Annotated in this window: 14 protein-coding genes; 11 read left to right on the forward strand and 3 right to left on the reverse strand. The window is 64.4% G+C overall.

Features of this window, described 5'->3' with window-relative positions:
- Window positions 1–89: 89 nt before the first annotated feature.
- The 5 genes from IF10I1_RS01185 (at window position 90) to IF10I1_RS01205 (ending at window position 3,796) form a co-directional block, all read left to right on the forward strand.
- Window positions 90–899, forward strand: coding sequence for a creatininase family protein (locus IF10I1_RS01185; RefSeq protein ID WP_058898713.1), 810 nt, complete (start codon window positions 90–92; stop codon window positions 897–899).
- A 63-nt stretch (window positions 900–962) separates the two neighbouring features.
- Entirely contained in the window at window positions 963–1,928 is a 966-nt protein-coding gene (locus IF10I1_RS01190) for a 2-hydroxyacid dehydrogenase (RefSeq protein WP_186391717.1), read from the forward strand.
- 73 nt (window positions 1,929–2,001) lie between these two features.
- On the forward strand, window positions 2,002–2,346 hold the full coding sequence (locus IF10I1_RS01195; RefSeq protein ID WP_019964902.1) for a PilZ domain-containing protein: 345 nt from the start codon (window positions 2,002–2,004) through the stop codon (window positions 2,344–2,346).
- A gap of 97 nt (window positions 2,347–2,443) precedes the next feature.
- On the forward strand, window positions 2,444–3,193 hold the full coding sequence (locus IF10I1_RS01200; RefSeq protein WP_186391716.1) for an FKBP-type peptidyl-prolyl cis-trans isomerase: 750 nt from the start codon (window positions 2,444–2,446) through the stop codon (window positions 3,191–3,193).
- A gap of 186 nt (window positions 3,194–3,379) precedes the next feature.
- A complete protein-coding gene (locus tag IF10I1_RS01205; RefSeq protein ID WP_186391715.1) occupies window positions 3,380–3,796 on the forward strand; it encodes a D-Ala-D-Ala carboxypeptidase family metallohydrolase in 417 nt (138 codons plus the stop codon).
- A 49-nt stretch (window positions 3,797–3,845) separates the two neighbouring features.
- Here IF10I1_RS01205 and IF10I1_RS01210 read toward each other — a convergent pair whose 3' ends face one another.
- On the reverse strand, window positions 3,846–4,205 hold the full coding sequence (locus tag IF10I1_RS01210) for an ArsC family reductase (protein ID WP_050472363.1): 360 nt from the start codon (window positions 4,203–4,205) through the stop codon (window positions 3,846–3,848).
- Between the two features lie 198 nt (window positions 4,206–4,403).
- On the opposite strand from IF10I1_RS01210, the gene IF10I1_RS01215 reads away from it, so the two are divergent.
- The 5 genes from IF10I1_RS01215 (at window position 4,404) to IF10I1_RS01235 (ending at window position 11,207) form a co-directional block, all read left to right on the forward strand.
- Window positions 4,404–6,101, forward strand: a complete 1,698-nt coding sequence (locus IF10I1_RS01215; protein WP_208977522.1) for an adenylate/guanylate cyclase domain-containing protein — start codon at window positions 4,404–4,406, stop codon at window positions 6,099–6,101.
- A gap of 234 nt (window positions 6,102–6,335) precedes the next feature.
- Window positions 6,336–7,919, forward strand: coding sequence for an ABC transporter substrate-binding protein (locus tag IF10I1_RS01220; protein WP_186391714.1), 1,584 nt, complete (start codon window positions 6,336–6,338; stop codon window positions 7,917–7,919).
- Window positions 7,920–8,307: 388 nt separating this feature from the next.
- A complete protein-coding gene (locus tag IF10I1_RS23110) occupies window positions 8,308–8,547 on the forward strand; it encodes a heavy-metal-associated domain-containing protein (protein ID WP_186424321.1) in 240 nt (79 codons plus the stop codon).
- A gap of 5 nt (window positions 8,548–8,552) precedes the next feature.
- Window positions 8,553–10,766 (forward strand): cation-translocating P-type ATPase, encoded by a 2,214-nt coding sequence (locus IF10I1_RS01230; protein ID WP_186391713.1) that lies wholly within the window; start codon window positions 8,553–8,555, stop codon window positions 10,764–10,766.
- Window positions 10,767–10,925: 159 nt separating this feature from the next.
- Complete coding sequence (locus tag IF10I1_RS01235) at window positions 10,926–11,207, forward strand: SCP2 sterol-binding domain-containing protein (protein WP_019964911.1); 282 nt, start codon at window positions 10,926–10,928, stop codon at window positions 11,205–11,207.
- 52 nt (window positions 11,208–11,259) lie between these two features.
- Here the strand turns inward: IF10I1_RS01235 and IF10I1_RS01240 are convergent, their stop codons facing one another.
- Window positions 11,260–12,468, reverse strand: a complete 1,209-nt coding sequence (locus IF10I1_RS01240; RefSeq protein WP_186391712.1) for a citrate synthase family protein — start codon at window positions 12,466–12,468, stop codon at window positions 11,260–11,262.
- An 83-nt stretch (window positions 12,469–12,551) separates the two neighbouring features.
- On the opposite strand from IF10I1_RS01240, the gene IF10I1_RS01245 reads away from it, so the two are divergent.
- On the forward strand, window positions 12,552–13,658 hold the full coding sequence (locus tag IF10I1_RS01245; protein WP_186391711.1) for a citrate synthase: 1,107 nt from the start codon (window positions 12,552–12,554) through the stop codon (window positions 13,656–13,658).
- A 16-nt stretch (window positions 13,659–13,674) separates the two neighbouring features.
- Here the strand turns inward: IF10I1_RS01245 and IF10I1_RS01250 are convergent, their stop codons facing one another.
- Window positions 13,675–15,303 carry a GMC family oxidoreductase gene (locus tag IF10I1_RS01250; RefSeq protein WP_186391710.1) on the reverse strand — a complete coding sequence of 543 codons (1,629 nt, stop codon included), beginning with the start codon at window positions 15,301–15,303 and terminating at the stop codon, window positions 13,675–13,677.
- Window positions 15,304–15,366 lie beyond the last annotated feature (63 nt).

The raw sequence follows: 15,366 nt of genomic DNA on the forward strand, positions 1-15,366 counted from the left end.
GCGTGCCGCAACAAGGGGCATGACGGCGGGCTTCAGCCCGGCTAGTCTGCCCATCCTATCCTGATCGTTCCTTCAGAAGGTTTCACAACATGCCCGCCCTGCCGCGCCGTTTCTGGCATGAGATGACCACGGCCGAATTTTCCGGCTCCGACACACGCAACTGGATAGCCGTCCTGCCGGTGGCGGCCATCGAGCAGCATGGCCCGCATCTGCCGGTATGGACCGACACGGCGATTGCCGAGGGCCAGATCGCCCGCACGCTGGAGCTTCTGCCCGAGGACCTGCCGGTCACCTTCCTGCCCGTGCAGCAGATCGGCAAGTCGAACGAGCATATTTCCTCGCCCGGCACGCTGACGATTTCCTGGGACACGCTGACCCGCGCCTGGATCGACATTGGCGAAAGCGTTGCCCGCGCAGGCATCCGCAAGCTGGTTCTGATCAACTCCCACGGCGGCAACGTGCCCATCATCGACATCGTGGCGCGTGAGCTGCGCATCAGCCACGAGATGCTGGTCACCGCCACCGCCTGGTCCCGCTTCGGCCAGCCGGAGGGCCTGTTCCCTGCGGATGAATTCACCTATGGCATCCACGGCGGCGACATCGAAACCTCGATCATGCTGCACCTGCAGCCCGGCCTGGTGCGCATGGACAAAGCCATCGACTTCCCCTCCACCCAGCAGGACTTCATCAAGGAGTTCAAATATCTGCGCGGCCATGGCCAGCAGCAGTTCGGCTGGAAGGCGCAGGATCTCAACCCGGCAGGCGCCGTCGGCAATGCCGCCCGCGCCACGGCGGAAAAGGGCAAGGCGTCGCTGGACCATGCCGCGGCAGGCTTCGTGGAGCTGCTGAAGGACATTCACGCCTTCGATCTCTCCCGCCTCTGGTCTGCCGGCGCATGAGCGCCTGACGCCCCAAACAGCAGAACAACGGAAAACGTCCAAGGAAACGCCCAAGGAAACGCCATGAGCAAGCCCGACATTCTCATCCCCTCCCCGCTCCGGGACATGATCATCGACGGCCTCGAGCCGCATTTCACCCTGCACAAGCTTTATGAAGCCGACGATGCGGAAGCCTTCCTGAAGGAACGCGAAGCCATCATCCGGGGCATTGCCGTCAGCTTCTTCCACGTGGACCAGCCCTTCATCGACCGCTTCCCGAACCTGGAGATCGTCTCCAACTTCGGCGTCGGCTATGACAAGGTGGACGCACGCCACTGCGGCACGCGCGGCATCATCGTCACCAACACCCCGGACGTGCTGAGCGAGGAAGTCGCCGACACAGCCATCGGCCTGATGATCATGACCATCCGCGAATTGTCAGCTGCCGAGCGCTGGCTCCGGGATGGCAACTGGGAGAAGAAAGGCGCCTACCGCCTGACGCCGGGCACCCTGCGCGGCCGCACCCTTGGCATCTTCGGCCTTGGCCGCATCGGCAAGGCCATTGCCACCCGCGCCGAGGCCTTCGGCATGAGCGTGCATTACCACGGCCGCACCCAGCAGGCGGGCGTGGACTACACATACCATCCCAGCCTTGTGTCACTGGCCGAAGCCGTGGACACGCTGATGATCGTCGCCCCCGGCGGCCCGGAAACCCAGCACATGGTGGGCGAGCGCGTTCTGGAGGTGCTGGGGCCGGACGGCGTCCTCATCAACATCGGCCGCGGCTCGGTGGTCAACGAGACGGCCCTGATCGAGGCGCTGAAGAGGGGCACCATCATGGCGGCCGGCCTCGACGTGTTCGAGCATGAGCCGCATGTGCCGCAGGCCCTCCAGGACCTGCCGAACGCTGTGCTTCTGCCGCATGTGGGCTCGGCCTCCGTCGCCACACGCGATGCCATGGGACAGCTTGTGGTCGACAATCTCAAGAGCTGGTTCAGCACCGGCAAACCGGTGACCCCGGTCGCCGAAACGCCATTCCCCCGGGTGTGAAGCGCTTGATCGGCAACTCTAACGCAGGGTAACTCTATGAAAAATCCATCAACCAGAAGATGGAGCCGACACAGTGCCCGAAGCCCAAGAGTTCACCGACATGCGCCGTCATAAACGCCAGAAAACCCGGCTGCGCGCAGGCCGCATTGTCGATTGTGACAATAACTTTCTCTGCGACTGCGTGATCAGTGACATGTCCCCCGGCGGCGCAAGACTTAAGCTGCCGGTGGATATTGCATTGCCGGAGGAGATCATCCTCTTCGATGAGCTTGAGAACACGGTTGCGCTGGCCACCTTGCGCTGGCGCTCCGGGTCCAATGCGGGCATCGAGTATGATGTGCCGCCGGCCAAGGCAGCCCTGTTTTCGATGAACCGCCAGAGAGCGCTTGCACGGCGCTACTACGCCTTGAAGGACTGAGGCGGCAGGCGGCCTGCCCTTGACTTGAGCGGCCGGGTCTGAACAGTTCAGGCCAAGAGCCGGTTCATCGTGACCCGGCGTTCGTCGTGAGGCAGTCATGTTGAAGCCACTTGTGGCCGCAGTCTTTTCGCTGATGCTTGCCCTGACGGCACAGACTCAGGCTGAGGAAATGCAGATCAAGGATATTCAGATCGGCACCGGAGCCGAGGCCGATGTGGGCAACACGGTCTTCGTGCATTACACCGGCTGGCTGATGGACGGCACCAAGTTCGACAGCAGCGTCGACCGCGGCACGCCCTTCAGCTTCACGCTGGGCGAGCGCCGCGTGATCCCGGGCTGGGAGCAGGGCGTCGTCGGCATGAAAGTCGGCGGCAAGCGCGAATTGGTCATTCCGCCGGAACTGGCCTATGGCCCGCGCGGCGCCGGTGGCGTCATTCCGCCCAATGCCACGCTGCGTTTCGAGATCGAGCTGCTGGACGTGAAGGCGAAGAGCTTCACCGACCTGGACAATGGCGCCCTGAAGGCCCGCCTCGCGGCTGGCGTGCCGGTGATCGACATCCGCACCGCCGACGAGTGGCGCGAAACCGGCGTCATCCCCGGCTCGCACCTCGTCACCTTCTTTGACGCTGCCGGTCAGGTGAATCCGGATTTCGGGCCGGAACTGGAGAAGATCATCGATTCGCCGGACGATGAAGTCATCCTGCTCTGCCGCTCCGGCAACCGCAGCGGCATGCTGGCCAAGTATCTTTCCGAACAGGCAGGCCTGACCAGGGTGGCCAATGTGCAGGACGGCATCATGAGCTGGATCGCCACGGGCGGCGAAGTGGAAGAGCCGAAGCTGCCCTGAACGGACAGATGTTGCACACAAGGCCCGGCAGCCTCAGGCTCCGGGCCTTTTTCATGGGCAGTACAGGCAAGCCGGATGCGCCCGGCATCATCTACATGAACTGTTAACCCTGTTTTTCATGACAATTTTAACTTTCAGGGCCGAGTCTTGAGGGCAAGGGGACACTGACCCAGCAAGGCCGAATTCATGAACCGCCGACTTTCCACGCATGCCATCCTTCTCGCCGCCGCTCTGTCCTTGAGTGGGTGCGGCACGGTGTCAGGCATCACCGGGCTTGGCTGGATGACCCCGTCCTCGGACAAGATCACCTACAACGACACCAAATGGTGCGTGCCGCGTGACCTCAAGCGCGTTCTCAACCGCCTGTCCGACCGTTTCGGGCGGGTGACGGTGATGTCCACCAAGCGCTGGTGGCTGGAGAACTGGTGGAAGGGCGGCGCCGGCAACTCCTACCATCTCAACTGCCGCGCCGTGGATTTCCGCGTCAACGGCAACCCGCAGGAAGTGCTTGCCTTTCTGCGCGCCCAGCCGGAAGTCGGCGGCTACAAGCGCTACTCCAGCGGCTTCTACCACATCGACAACGGCCCCCGCAGGACATGGTAGGCAGGCCGGTGAGCAGGCCGGGACCTGAGTGCCCCAGCCCTCGTCCGTGTCAGCCCAGTTCGCCCATTTCCAGCGCCATTTCCCAGGCCACCGGATCATAGCCGAGCAAGGTGCGGCCCTTGGCTTCGGCAATCGGACGCTTGATCGCCGAAGGGTGCTCCAGCATCAGGGCGATGGCGCTGGCATTGTCCTTGACCGCATCCTGCACCTCATCCGGCAGCTTGCGCCAGGTGGTGCCGCGGCGGTTCAGAACCTGCTCCCAGCCGAAGGCCTCGACAAACTGCGTCAGCTTTTCTGCGTCCGCGCCGTCCTTCTTGTAGTCATGGAAGGTGTAGGCCACACCGGCCCCATCCAGAAAGGCGCGGGCCTTCTTCACCGTGTCGCAGTTCTTGATTCCATAGACGATCATACGAGCCTCACTTCACGTTGATGGACATTGACGGCCTCATAGCAGATTTATCAGGCTATGGCGCCCATGCGGGTGACCTGCTTCAACAGCTGCTGCATTCCGCAATTTGCATCATTCCGCTTGCATGTTTCCCGCGCAGGCTCAAACTGCGGCCGCTTACGTGTATTTACTCAAATCCCTGTTTCAAGAGACAGTTCCATGGCACCACGGCAGATGCGCACGCCGCCCGGCAACGGCCCGCTTCAGCAGCAGCTGCGGCTTTATTCCGGGCTGATCCTCTTTGTCTTTGCCAGCACCCATTTTCTCAACCATGCCCTAGGCAACATATCGCTGGACTGGATGCAGAAGGGCCAGGACCTGCGCCTCATCATCTGGTGGTCATGGCCCGGAACAGTGGCTCTTTACGGCGCCCTGGCCGTGCATGTGGGGCTTGCCCTGTGGCGCATCGCAGCCCGGCGCACCTTCCGGATGCCCGTCTGGGAGGCAATCCAGATCCTGCTGGGCCTGTCCATTCCCTATCTGCTGATCCGGCACATCTACATGACCCGCGGCGCAGTCGAGGTCTATCACGCCTATATGGATTATCAGCATGAACTGTCGGTGCTCTGGCCCGGTGCCGGCGTCACGCAAAGCCTTTTGCTCATGCTCGTCTGGCTGCATGGCTGCATCGGCATTCATTTCTGGCTGCGGCTGAAGCCCTGGTATCCGCGCTGGAGCGGCACGCTGCTGACGCTGGCCGCAGCTGTCCCGGTTCTGTCGCTGACGGGCTGGATCAATGGCGCAAGACGGCTGGTTCTGGAAGGCCAGTACCAGCTCAAGGTCACGGCGGAACAGACCGCCCAACTGCAGGTCTATACCGATATCAGCCGCGTGGTGTTCTTTTCGCTTCTGCTGCTGGCTCTGATCATCTCGCTGGTCCGCCAGCTGGCGCCGGCCGGGCGCAAGGCTTTCACCGTGCACTATCTGGGCGAAAAGACCGTCCGCGCCAGACCCGGTCCAACCCTGCTCGAGATCAGCCGCATGCGCGGTGTGCCCGTCATGTCCGTCTGCGGCGGCCGTGCCCGCTGTTCCACCTGCCGCACGCTCATCGTCTCCGGCAACGCGGAACTGCATGCGCCCGGGGAGACTGAGGCGCATGTGCTCAAGCGCATACACGCGGGCAAGAATGTCCGCCTGGCCTGCCAGATCCGGCCGGAGACGGATCTGGTCGTCCGCCCCCTGCTCCATGGCGGCACGGCCATCCCCCGCGAAGGCCTGCAGGACCGCTACCGCTGGGGCACGGAACAGCCGGTGGCGGTGATGTTCGTCGATCTGCGCGGCTTTACGGCCTTGAGCGAAGGCAGGCTTCCCTTCGATGTGGTCTTCATCCTCAACCGCTATGTCGACAGCGTTGTGCGCGTCATCCGCAGCCACAATGGCATGATCGACAAGGTGATGGGCGACGGCATCATGGCCCTGTTCGGCATTGAAAGCACCCTTGAGCAGGGCTCACGTGATGCGCTGCAGGCCATTGTCAGCCTGTCGGCCGAACTCAAGCATGTGAACCGGGATCTTGCATCGCAGCTCAGTGGTCCCTTGCGGATTGCCGTCGGCCTGCATGGCGGCCCGGCCATCTTGGGCCGTATCGGCCTTGACGGGCGCAACGGCGTAGCCTCGGGCCTGACAGCCCTTGGCGATGTGGTCAATGTCGCCAGCCGGCTGGAAGGCGTTGCCAAGGAGCACAACGCCACCTGCGCCGTCTCGCGCGACATTCTGGACGCCTCGGGCCTGTGGCTGGAACCGCTGCGCCCCTTCCATCAGGTGCCGATCCGCGGGCGGAAGGAACCACTTGAGGTCGCCTGCGTGGAGAACCTGGCGCTGCTGCAGAGAGCCCTCGCCGGCAACAAGGCTGCCTGATCCCGGGCCTTTCGATGCCGGCGCCTCCCGCCTTGAAACTGCCGATGCGTCAAATGCCGGATTCTGGACAGGAAAAGCGAGGAAATACAAATTTCTAGCTCTGGACGGCCTGCACCACTCTTGCGATGATAGGATGACCGGCACACACGCCGCCAGACCCAGCTGACCCGCCCGACTATCTGCGGCCCGGACCATTGGGACAGGCAGGCAGAACAGGACACGGGCGGGGCACCCATGATCTTCAGACAGTTTCTCGCAGGCGGCTTGTTAGCCGCCTCTGCAACTCTTCTCCATGCGGAACCGGTCACATTCCGCTATGCCTATCAGGGCGGGCTGAACAGCCTTGATCCCTATTCCCTCAATGAGACCTTCTCCCTCTCCGCCCTCGGCAATGTCTATGAGGGGCTGGTGCGGCGGAACGCGAAGCTGGAGCTGGAGCCCGCGCTCGCCGAACGCTGGGAGATGCTGAGCCCGGTCCACTGGCGCTTTCACCTGCGCAAGGATGTGCGCTTTCACGACGGCGGCACGCTGACGGCAGATGACGTGGTGTTCTCCGCCACACGCGTCCGGTCGCAAGGGTCTGACGTGGGCACACGGCTGCCCGCAGGCACGGAAGTGGTGGCCGTTGACAGCCATACCGTCGACTTCCATCTGACGTCCCCTGCCCCGGCGCTGCCCGCCGAGTGGGAAACCTGGTACATCATGGACAAGGAATGGACGGAGGCAAACGGCGCCGTTCCGGTTACCTCGGCGTCCAGCGCGGCGCCGGGCGCTGCTGCCCTCAAGGCCAACGGCACCGGCCCCTACCGGATCATCAGCCACGAGCCAGGCCTGAAAACCGTCTACGGCAAGAACCCCGACTGGTGGGATGCCACGGACGGCCTGCCGGACCGGGTGGAGTTTTCCGCCGTCACATCCGGCCCCACCCGCGTTGCCGCGCTTCTCTCCGGCGAACTGGACATGATCTATCCGGTGCCGGTGCAGGATATCGCGCGGGTGGACCAGAGCCCGTCCACCCAGGTGCTCAGCGGACCGGAACTGCGCACGCTGTTTCTGGGCCTCGATCAAAGCCGTGACGAGTTGCTTTACTCCGACGTGAAGGGCAGCAACCCGTTCAAGGATGTGCGCGTGCGCAAGGCCGTCTATCAGGCGATCGACACTGGCGCCATCACCAGCAAGATCATGCGCGGCACAGCCGAACCTGCCGCCCTTCTCGTCAGCCCGGCACTGTTTGCCCGCGCGGGCGAATTTTCGCGCCTGCCCTACGACCCGGAAGCCTCCCGCCGCCTGCTGGCAGAGGCAGGCTATCCGGACGGCTTTGCCCTGACACTCGACTGCCCGAATGACCGCTATGTCAACGACGCCAGCATCTGTGAGGCTGTTGCGGCCATGCTCTCGAAGGTTGGCATCAGGACCCGGGCGGACATCCAGCCCAAGGCGAAATACTTCGGGCGCATCCTGCCCACCGGCGGCTATGACACGTCCTTCTATCTGTTCGGCTGGACTCCGGCCGATTTCGACAGCCTCAGCCTGCTGCAGGCGGTTGCCATGTGCCGGAATACAGCCACGGGCGAAGGCGCCTTCAACATCGGCGGCTACTGCAACGAGCAGGCAGACGCCCTGATCCGCCAGCTTGCCGGCGAGGAAGACAAGGACCGGCGTGCGGACATCACCGCGCAGATCTACACCCTGCTCAACGGGGATGTGGCCTATATCCCGCTGCATCAGCAGAAGCTGGCCTGGGGTGTTTCAAACCGGTTCCATGTGGAGCAGCGGGCCGATGACCAGTTCCTGTTCCGCTTCATCCGGCAGCAATAACCGGCCTGCGGCACTTTGTCCGGCCTGATTGCGGCCTGATTGCGGACTGGCTTTGGTCAGGCGGCGGCAGCGCGAAAAAAGGGGGGAAGCACATGGCCTCCCCCCAACACTTAACGCCCGTTCAATGACTTGGACTAAAATCTGGCCCTCAAATACGCCGGGCCTACTTAAATTCCACAAGATGATGTTACCGCGTTGCACAATAAATTAAAGCCTCAAATTGAGGAAATATTGAGCAAAAAGGCTCGCAACCTGCCGAAATATGCTGCATCGCAACAACCCTTGACCTTCCAGCAGCTGGAAGCCCTATTTTGGGCAAGATCCCGCGATTCAAGACACCGGCCGCGCAAAAGCGATGGCCCGGTGCAGGCATAAGGACCAAGCAGCCATGACATCCGCAGACCTTTCCAGCCCCCACCAGCTGATGCTCGACGTTTCGGGCATGACCTGCGGCGGCTGTGCCGCGAGCGTGCAGCGGCTCCTGACCGGCGTCGACGGCGTCTCGGCCGCGAGCGTCGATCTCGCCGCAAAAAGCGCGGCCGTAACGGTCACAAAGAATGTGCCCGTGCCGGAACTGGTTGCCGTGCTGGAAAATGCCGGTTTCCCTGCCCGGCTGCGGGAGGAGTAACCGGCATGCGATCCGCAAGCTCTTCGAGCGCCCGCGAACTGACGCTCGACATCTCCGGCATGACCTGCGGCAGCTGTGCCGCGCGGCTGCAGCGCTCTCTCTCGGCTGTCGACGGGGTGGCGGAAGCCAATGTGAACCTGGCCATGGAAAATGCCCGGCTGGCGCTGGTGCGGGACATTCCCGTGCCGGACCTGATTGCCGCCGTGGAAAAGGCCGGTTTTTCGGCCCGCCTGCATGAGGATGAAGCCGCCAAGGCCCGGGCGGAGCGCGAGAAGGCAGAAGCCGCCGCGCGGGCGGAAGACCGCAAGGCCTTCCTGCTGTTCGTGATGGGCGCTGCCTTTTCCCTGCCGCTGGTCATTTCCATGGCGCTGATGCCTTTCGGCATCCACTGGATGATCCCCGGGCTGGTGCAGCTGCTGCTGGCAACCCCGGTGCAGATCCTGCTGGGCGCCCGCTTCTACCGGGGCGCCTTCAAGGCCGTGCTTTCGGGCGGTGCCAACATGGATGTGCTGGTCGCCCTCGGCACGTCTGCCGCCTATGGCTACAGCCTCTACCGCATCTTCGTGCCGGACCCGTCTGGCGTGGAGCATCTTTATTTCGAAGCGTCCATGGTGATCCTGACGCTGGTCCTGCTTGGCAAGCTGCTGGAAAACCGCGCCCGCCGGGCCACCTCTGCCGCCGTGCGGGCGCTGATGGCGCTGCGGCCGGAAACCGCCAACAAGATTGACGGCGATACGGTCACCACCGTTCCCATTACGGAGATCCGCCTGGGCGACCGGGTGCTGGTGCGCCCCGGCGAAAGAGTGCCGGTGGACGGCCAGATCGAGAAGGGCAAGAGCGAGCTGGACGAAACGCTGATCACCGGCGAAAGCCTGCCCGTGACCCGTTCTGCCGGCGACCACGTCACCGCTGGCACCATCAACGGCTCCGGTGCTCTGACCGTTGAAGTGCTGGCGCTGGGTGAAGAAACCGTCCTTGCCCGCATCATCAAGCTGGTCGAGACAGCGCAAGGGCGCAAGGCGCCGGTGCAGAAGCTTGTCGACAAGGTTTCGGCGATTTTCGTGCCGGTGATCATCGTCTTCGCCCTTCTCACCTTTGCCGGATGGATGATCTGGGGCGGCAGCCTTGATGCGGCCATTGGCGCCAGTGTGGCCGTGCTCGTCATCGCCTGTCCCTGCGCCCTGGGCCTTGCCACCCCCACGGCCCTTGTGGCTGGAACAGGCGCTGCGGCGCGGGCCGGCATTCTCATCCGCGACATCGAAGCGCTGGAAGTGGCGCACCGGCTGAAGCTCGTGGCCTTCGACAAGACCGGCACCCTGACGCGCGGCGCTCCTGCCGTCACCGATGTCATCGCCTTTGACCGGGACAATGACGGCCTGCTGGCAGCCGCCGCCTCCGCCCAGCTCGCCAGCGAACATCCGCTGGCCCGGGCGATGGTGGAGGCAGCCAGGGCCAAGGGCCTGCCGCTGTCCACTCCGGACGAGTTCGAGGCCGTGCCGGGCGAAGGCATTGCCGCCATGCTGGGCGGGCATTCGCTGGTCATCGGCAACCGGACCCTGATGGACCGGCTGAAGGTGGAGAGCATGACCGCAGACTCCATCCGCAAGTCGCTGGAGAGCGAAGGCAAGACCAGCGTTCTTGCCGCCCTGGATGGCCGTGCCGTCGGCGTCATCGCCTTTTCCGACACGCTGCGTGACACCTCGGCGCAAGCGATCCAGGAACTGCGGGAGATGGGCATCCGCACGGTGATGATCACCGGCGACAGCGAGACCGTTGCCCGCAAGGTAGCCGCTGAAACCGGCCTTGACGAGGTGCGCGCAGGCGTGCGCCCGGATGGCAAGGCCAAGGCAATCGAGGCCCTGCGTGCGGAAGCTGGCGGCGCCGTCGGCATGGTGGGCGACGGGCTGAATGATGCGCCAGCGCTTGCTGCCGCCGACATCGGCATTGCCATGGGCTCCGGCGTTGATGTGGCGATGGAAGCAGCCGGCATCACGCTGATGCGCTCGGACCCGTTGATGGTGGCGGCCGCCGTGCGTGTTTCCAAGGCAACGCTGGCGAAGATCCGGCAGAACCTGTTCTGGGCCTTCGCCTACAATGTCATCGGCATTCCGCTGGCGGCCTTTGGCATGCTGTCACCCGCCTTTGCCGGGGCAGCGATGGCGCTCAGTTCGGTTTCCGTTGTCACCAACGCGGGCCTTCTGAAGCGCTGGAAGCCTTGAGCCTTTTGCAACATTGCCGTGGCATAGTCGTTTCAGCTGGCCGATTGCCCACTTGACGATTACGTAAACGGTATGCTTGGGTCAGCGCAGAGGAAATTGAAGCCTCATGACTTTAACGGCAGGGCGAAGATTTGCCCTGCGCCACGGGAGATGGAACGAATGAGCCTGCAGGAACTGACCGAAGCCGTACGTGCAAAAGTAGCTGGCGGCGGCATCGACGACACCGTGAAGTTTGATTGCGGCAGCGATGGCGTCATCTTCCTCGACGGCTCGACCGTCACCAACGAGGACAAGGACGCCGACTGCACCATCAAGATCTCGTCGGATAACCTCGCTGACCTTCTGGCTGGTGAGCTGAACCCGACGATGGCCTTCATGACCGGCAAGATCAAGGTCGAGGGCAACATGGCCGTTGCCATGAAGCTCGGCAGCATCGTCTGAAGCCGGCCCCTGAAACGGGATGATGCGGCTCCGTCCATGGACGGGGCCGCTCTCACTTGCGCGGGCGTTCGCCGGTGTAGATGGCGCGGGGGCGGATCTGCTCGGGAGTGGCGTATTGCTCCAGGGCATGGGCTATCCAGCCCACCATGCGCCCGGCGCAGAAGATGGTCTTGCCCGCCTGCGGCGGCAGACCGAGGGCGCGGCGCAGAACGGCGAAGGCAAAATCGATGTTCGGCTCCAGACCGAACAGATCCCGCGCCAGATCGATGACGATGGCCGCCAGTTCCGCCGCTGGCCCACCTCCCTTCTTCGCCTTCAGCATGTCCAGCAGCATGTCTCCGCGCGGATCCTTGCTGCGGTAGACCGAATGGCCGAACCCATGCAGCGGCTCTCCCAGCATCAGCCGCTCGTGCAGCACTGCTTCTGCATCCGCTGCTGAATGGATCTGATCGAACCACAGCCCCACCCGGTCGGACGCCGCCCCATGCCGGGGACCAGTGAAGGCGCCAGCCCCAGCAATCAGCGCCGCATGCAGGGGCGCACGGGTGGAGGCGGCGCAGCGCACGGTGAAGGCGCTGGTGTTGAGCTCATGATCGGCGGAGAGGACGAGCGCGGCCCGGATCAGATCCGCGCCGTCTGCAGCTGAAACTCCCCCGGCACCGGAACGGCCGGGCACCAGCCAGCACTGCGCCAGTTGCTCATGCACCGGCAGGCTCGACACCTCCGCCCGTCCCAGCAATGCGGCCGCTGCAACCCGCACGAAAGCGGCCCCCTTGCGCAGCAGCAATTGCGGCGAGCGGGTGTAGGCGGAAGGGTCGGACACGGGCCAGGCGGCCAGCGCCGTCATCAGCCGCTCCACTGCACCCATCCCGTCCGGAAAGAGCGGCAGCTGCATGCTGACCGTCCCGGCGAAAGGGTCCTCCTCGCAGTCCCAGAGCAGAGCGGCAGTGGCTTCCAGCGTCAGGCTCCTGGCAAGATCGGTTGCCCTGTGCCCCCGATACCAGGGCCCATCCTCGCCAATGTGGGTGAGCCGGGTTTCCAGCACCGGATCCCCGGACAAGGGCCTTGCCCCGCCCTGCGGCTCGGGCTTGTCGCGCTGCACCAGCAGTTTGCGGATGTCGCTGGCATCATAGCGCTTCTGCTTGCCCGGCCCCGGCACGGAGCGGATCAGGCCCCGGCTGACATAGGCATAGAGGGTGGCCGGCTGGATGCCGAGTTCGGCGACGGCCTCGCGGGCGGAGAGATAAAGCGGCTGGCTCATATATTGATTGTATCTATCAATATTGACCAGATCAAGCATTCCTCCTTTCATGCCGTTCAGACGGCAAAGGAGGGAGTTTTTCCATGACGCTCGCTTACCCCAACCCGGTTTTCACCGGCGCACAGGCCGAAGGCCTAGATGGCATCACCGCTGCCGCCACGATCCTCAGTGAAGTGGACGGCGAAGGCGGACGGCTGGTGCTGCGCGGCAGGCCCATCGAAGACCTCGCCGGAAAGCTCACCTACGAGGAGGCAGCCAGCTTCTTCTGGGCTGATATCCTGCGCGTGCCGCGCGGCGCGGAGCTGACGGCCCGCTTTGCCGAGGCCCGTGCCACGGCGGCCCGTGCCCTGCCCGTGCTGCAGGCCGCCTCGCCGAAGCTCGGCACCTACGAGCTGATGCGGCTGGGGCTTTCGGCGCTGGCCAGCGAAGGGGCGGACGAAGATCCCGTGGTGCTGTGCGGCAGCCTGCCGGTGTTTCTGGCCGCAGGCTGGCGGATCAGCCAGGGCCTTGCCCCGGTGATGCCCGACCTCAGCCTGCGCAGCTCGGAAGACATGCTGCGCATGCTTACGCGCAAGGCGCCGGATGCACGGGCGGCGGCGGCGGTCGACCGCTATCTCGTGACCATTCTCGATCACGGCTTCAACGCCTCCACATTCACCGCCCGAGTCATTGCCTCGACGGGCGCGGACATGGCTTCTGCCGTCATCGGCGCCATGGGAGCGCTGAAGGGCCCGCTGCATGGCGGCGCGCCGGGACCGGTGCTGGACATGCTTGATGCCATCGGCACCTCGGACCGGGCGGAACGCTGGATCGAACGGGCGCTGAAGGACGGCAAGCGGCTGATGGGCTTCGGCCACCGCATCTACCGCACCCGCGACCCGCGCGCCGATGTGCTGAAGGCAGGTCTTGCGGAACTGCCCTCCAACGCCGGACGGCTGATCCTGGCGCAAGGGGTTGAGCAGGCAGCACTTGCCGCACTGGCCCGCCACAAGCCGGACCGGCCCCTGCAGACCAATGTGGAGTATTACACCGCCGTGATGCTGGAAGCGGCGGGCATAGACCGCAGCCTGTTCACGCCCCTGTTCGCCGTGGGCCGGGCCATCGGCTGGTGCGGCCATGTGGCCGAGCAGCGCGCCACCGGCCGCCTCATCCGTCCCGCCTCACGCTATGTGGGGCCGGTCGCGGCATAACCTCCCCGGATGCAGATCAGGCCGCAGCCACCGCAGCGCCCTGACGCCGGTCCTCCCGCAACATCGCCGCGCCCTTGTCCGCGATCATGACGGTGGGGGCGTTGGTGTTGCCGGAGGTGATCAGCGGCATGACGGAAGCATCCACGACACGCAGGCCTTCAATGCCCCGCACCCGCAGCCGCCCATCCACGACGCTGGCCTCATCCGCACCCATGCGGCAGGTGCTGGTGGGGTGGAAGATGGTGGTGCCGATATCGCCGGCTGCCCGCGCCAGCTCCTCATCGCTCTGCAGCGAGGGGCCGGGCAGATATTCCTCCGGCCGGTAGCGGGCCATGGCCGGGGCTTCCATGATCCGCCGGGTGAGGCGGATGCTGTCCGCCGCCACCTGCCGGTCAGCCGCAGCGGAGAGATAATTCGGGCGGATCTCCGGCTGGTCCTTCGCATGGCCCGTCAGCGCATGCACATGGCCCCGGCTGTCGGGCCGCAGATTGCAGACGCTGGCGGTGATCGCCGGGAAGGGGTGCAGCGGCTCGCCGAACTTGTCGAGCGACAGCGGCTGCACGTGATATTCGATGTTAGCCGTCTCGAAGGAGGGATCAGACCTGGCAAAGACGCCCAGCTGGCTGGGCGCCATGGACATGGGGCCAGAGCGGCTCAGCGCATATTCCAGCGCGATGCGCGCCTTGCCGAAAAGATTGCCCGCCATCTGGTTCAGCGTCTTTGCCCCATGCACCTTGAAGATGGTGCGCAGCTGCAGATGATCCTGAAGATTCTCGCCCACCTCCGGCAGGGAATGCCGGACAGTGACACCGATGCGGTCCAGAACATCCGGATTGCCGATGCCCGACAGCTCCAGAATATGCGGTGACTTCACTGCCCCGGCAGCAAGGATCACCTCGCCGCGCGCCCGTGCCGTGGCAGGCTGCCCCTTCACCGTCAGCGCAACGCCAGAGGCGCGGCGGCCATCCAGAAGAACGCTGGTCACCTCCGCCTGCGTCACCACACGCAGATTGGGCCGCTTCAGCGCCGGGCGCAGGAAGCCCTTGGCCGTGTTCCAGCGGATGCCGTGCTTCTGGTTCACCTGAAAATAGGACGAGCCGAAATTGTCGCCCCGGTTGAAGTCATCCACCTTGGGAATGCCCGTTTCGGCGCAGGCTTCACGGAAACTGTCCAGCACGTCCCAGGACAGGCGCTGCTGCTCCACCCTGAGCCCGCCGCCCTGCCCGTGCAGATCATCGTTCCACTGGTAGTGGTCCTCTGAGGCGCGGAAATGCGGCAACACATCCTCCCAACCCCAGCCAGTGAGGCCAAGCTGGCGCCAGCCGTCATAATCACGGGCCTGACCGCGCATGTAGATCATGCCGTTGATCGACGAGCAGCCGCCCAGCACCTTGCCGCGCGGATAATTGAGCGCGCGCCCGTTCAGCCCCGGTTCCGCCGCCGTGCGGAAACACCAGTCCGTGCGCGGATTGCCCATGCAATAGAGATAGCCGACGGGAATATGGATCCAGTGATAGCTGTCCCGCCCGCCCGCTTCCAGCAGTAGCACCCGGATGTCCGGATCCTGCGACAGCCGGTTCGCCAGCACGCAGCCCGCCGAGCCAGCGCCGACGATCACATAATCCCACTCGCCCAGATCCTGCATGTTTCCACCCGTGTTCTTTGGCACAAGTGGAGACACGCAGGCGCGGTCCGGTCAAGACCGTCA

Source organism: Pannonibacter sp. I15F10I1, from assembly GCF_900185665.1.
Classification (GTDB): Bacteria; Pseudomonadota; Alphaproteobacteria; order Rhizobiales; family Stappiaceae; genus Pannonibacter; species Pannonibacter indicus.

Excerpts from the sequence above, each read along its gene's own strand:
- IF10I1_RS01190 (WP_186391717.1), top strand. The coding sequence starts at position 963 with ATGAGCAAGCCCGACATTCTCATCCCCTCCCCGCTCCGGGACATGATC.
- IF10I1_RS01200 (WP_186391716.1), top strand. The coding sequence starts at position 2,444 with ATGTTGAAGCCACTTGTGGCCGCAGTCTTTTCGCTGATGCTTGCCCTG.
- IF10I1_RS01230 (WP_186391713.1), top strand. The coding sequence starts at position 8,553 with ATGCGATCCGCAAGCTCTTCGAGCGCCCGCGAACTGACGCTCGACATC.
- IF10I1_RS01250 (WP_186391710.1), bottom strand. The coding sequence starts at position 15,303 with ATGCAGGATCTGGGCGAGTGGGATTATGTGATCGTCGGCGCTGGCTCG.
- IF10I1_RS01205 (WP_186391715.1), top strand. The coding sequence starts at position 3,380 with ATGAACCGCCGACTTTCCACGCATGCCATCCTTCTCGCCGCCGCTCTG.
- IF10I1_RS01215 (WP_208977522.1), top strand. The coding sequence starts at position 4,404 with ATGGCACCACGGCAGATGCGCACGCCGCCCGGCAACGGCCCGCTTCAG.
- IF10I1_RS01210 (WP_050472363.1), bottom strand. The coding sequence starts at position 4,205 with ATGATCGTCTATGGAATCAAGAACTGCGACACGGTGAAGAAGGCCCGC.
- IF10I1_RS01240 (WP_186391712.1), bottom strand. The coding sequence starts at position 12,468 with ATGAGCCAGCCGCTTTATCTCTCCGCCCGCGAGGCCGTCGCCGAACTC.
- IF10I1_RS01220 (WP_186391714.1), top strand. The coding sequence starts at position 6,336 with ATGATCTTCAGACAGTTTCTCGCAGGCGGCTTGTTAGCCGCCTCTGCA.
- IF10I1_RS01185 (WP_058898713.1), top strand. The coding sequence starts at position 90 with ATGCCCGCCCTGCCGCGCCGTTTCTGGCATGAGATGACCACGGCCGAA.
- IF10I1_RS01245 (WP_186391711.1), top strand. The coding sequence starts at position 12,552 with ATGACGCTCGCTTACCCCAACCCGGTTTTCACCGGCGCACAGGCCGAA.
- IF10I1_RS23110 (WP_186424321.1), top strand. The coding sequence starts at position 8,308 with ATGACATCCGCAGACCTTTCCAGCCCCCACCAGCTGATGCTCGACGTT.
- IF10I1_RS01235 (WP_019964911.1), top strand. The coding sequence starts at position 10,926 with ATGAGCCTGCAGGAACTGACCGAAGCCGTACGTGCAAAAGTAGCTGGC.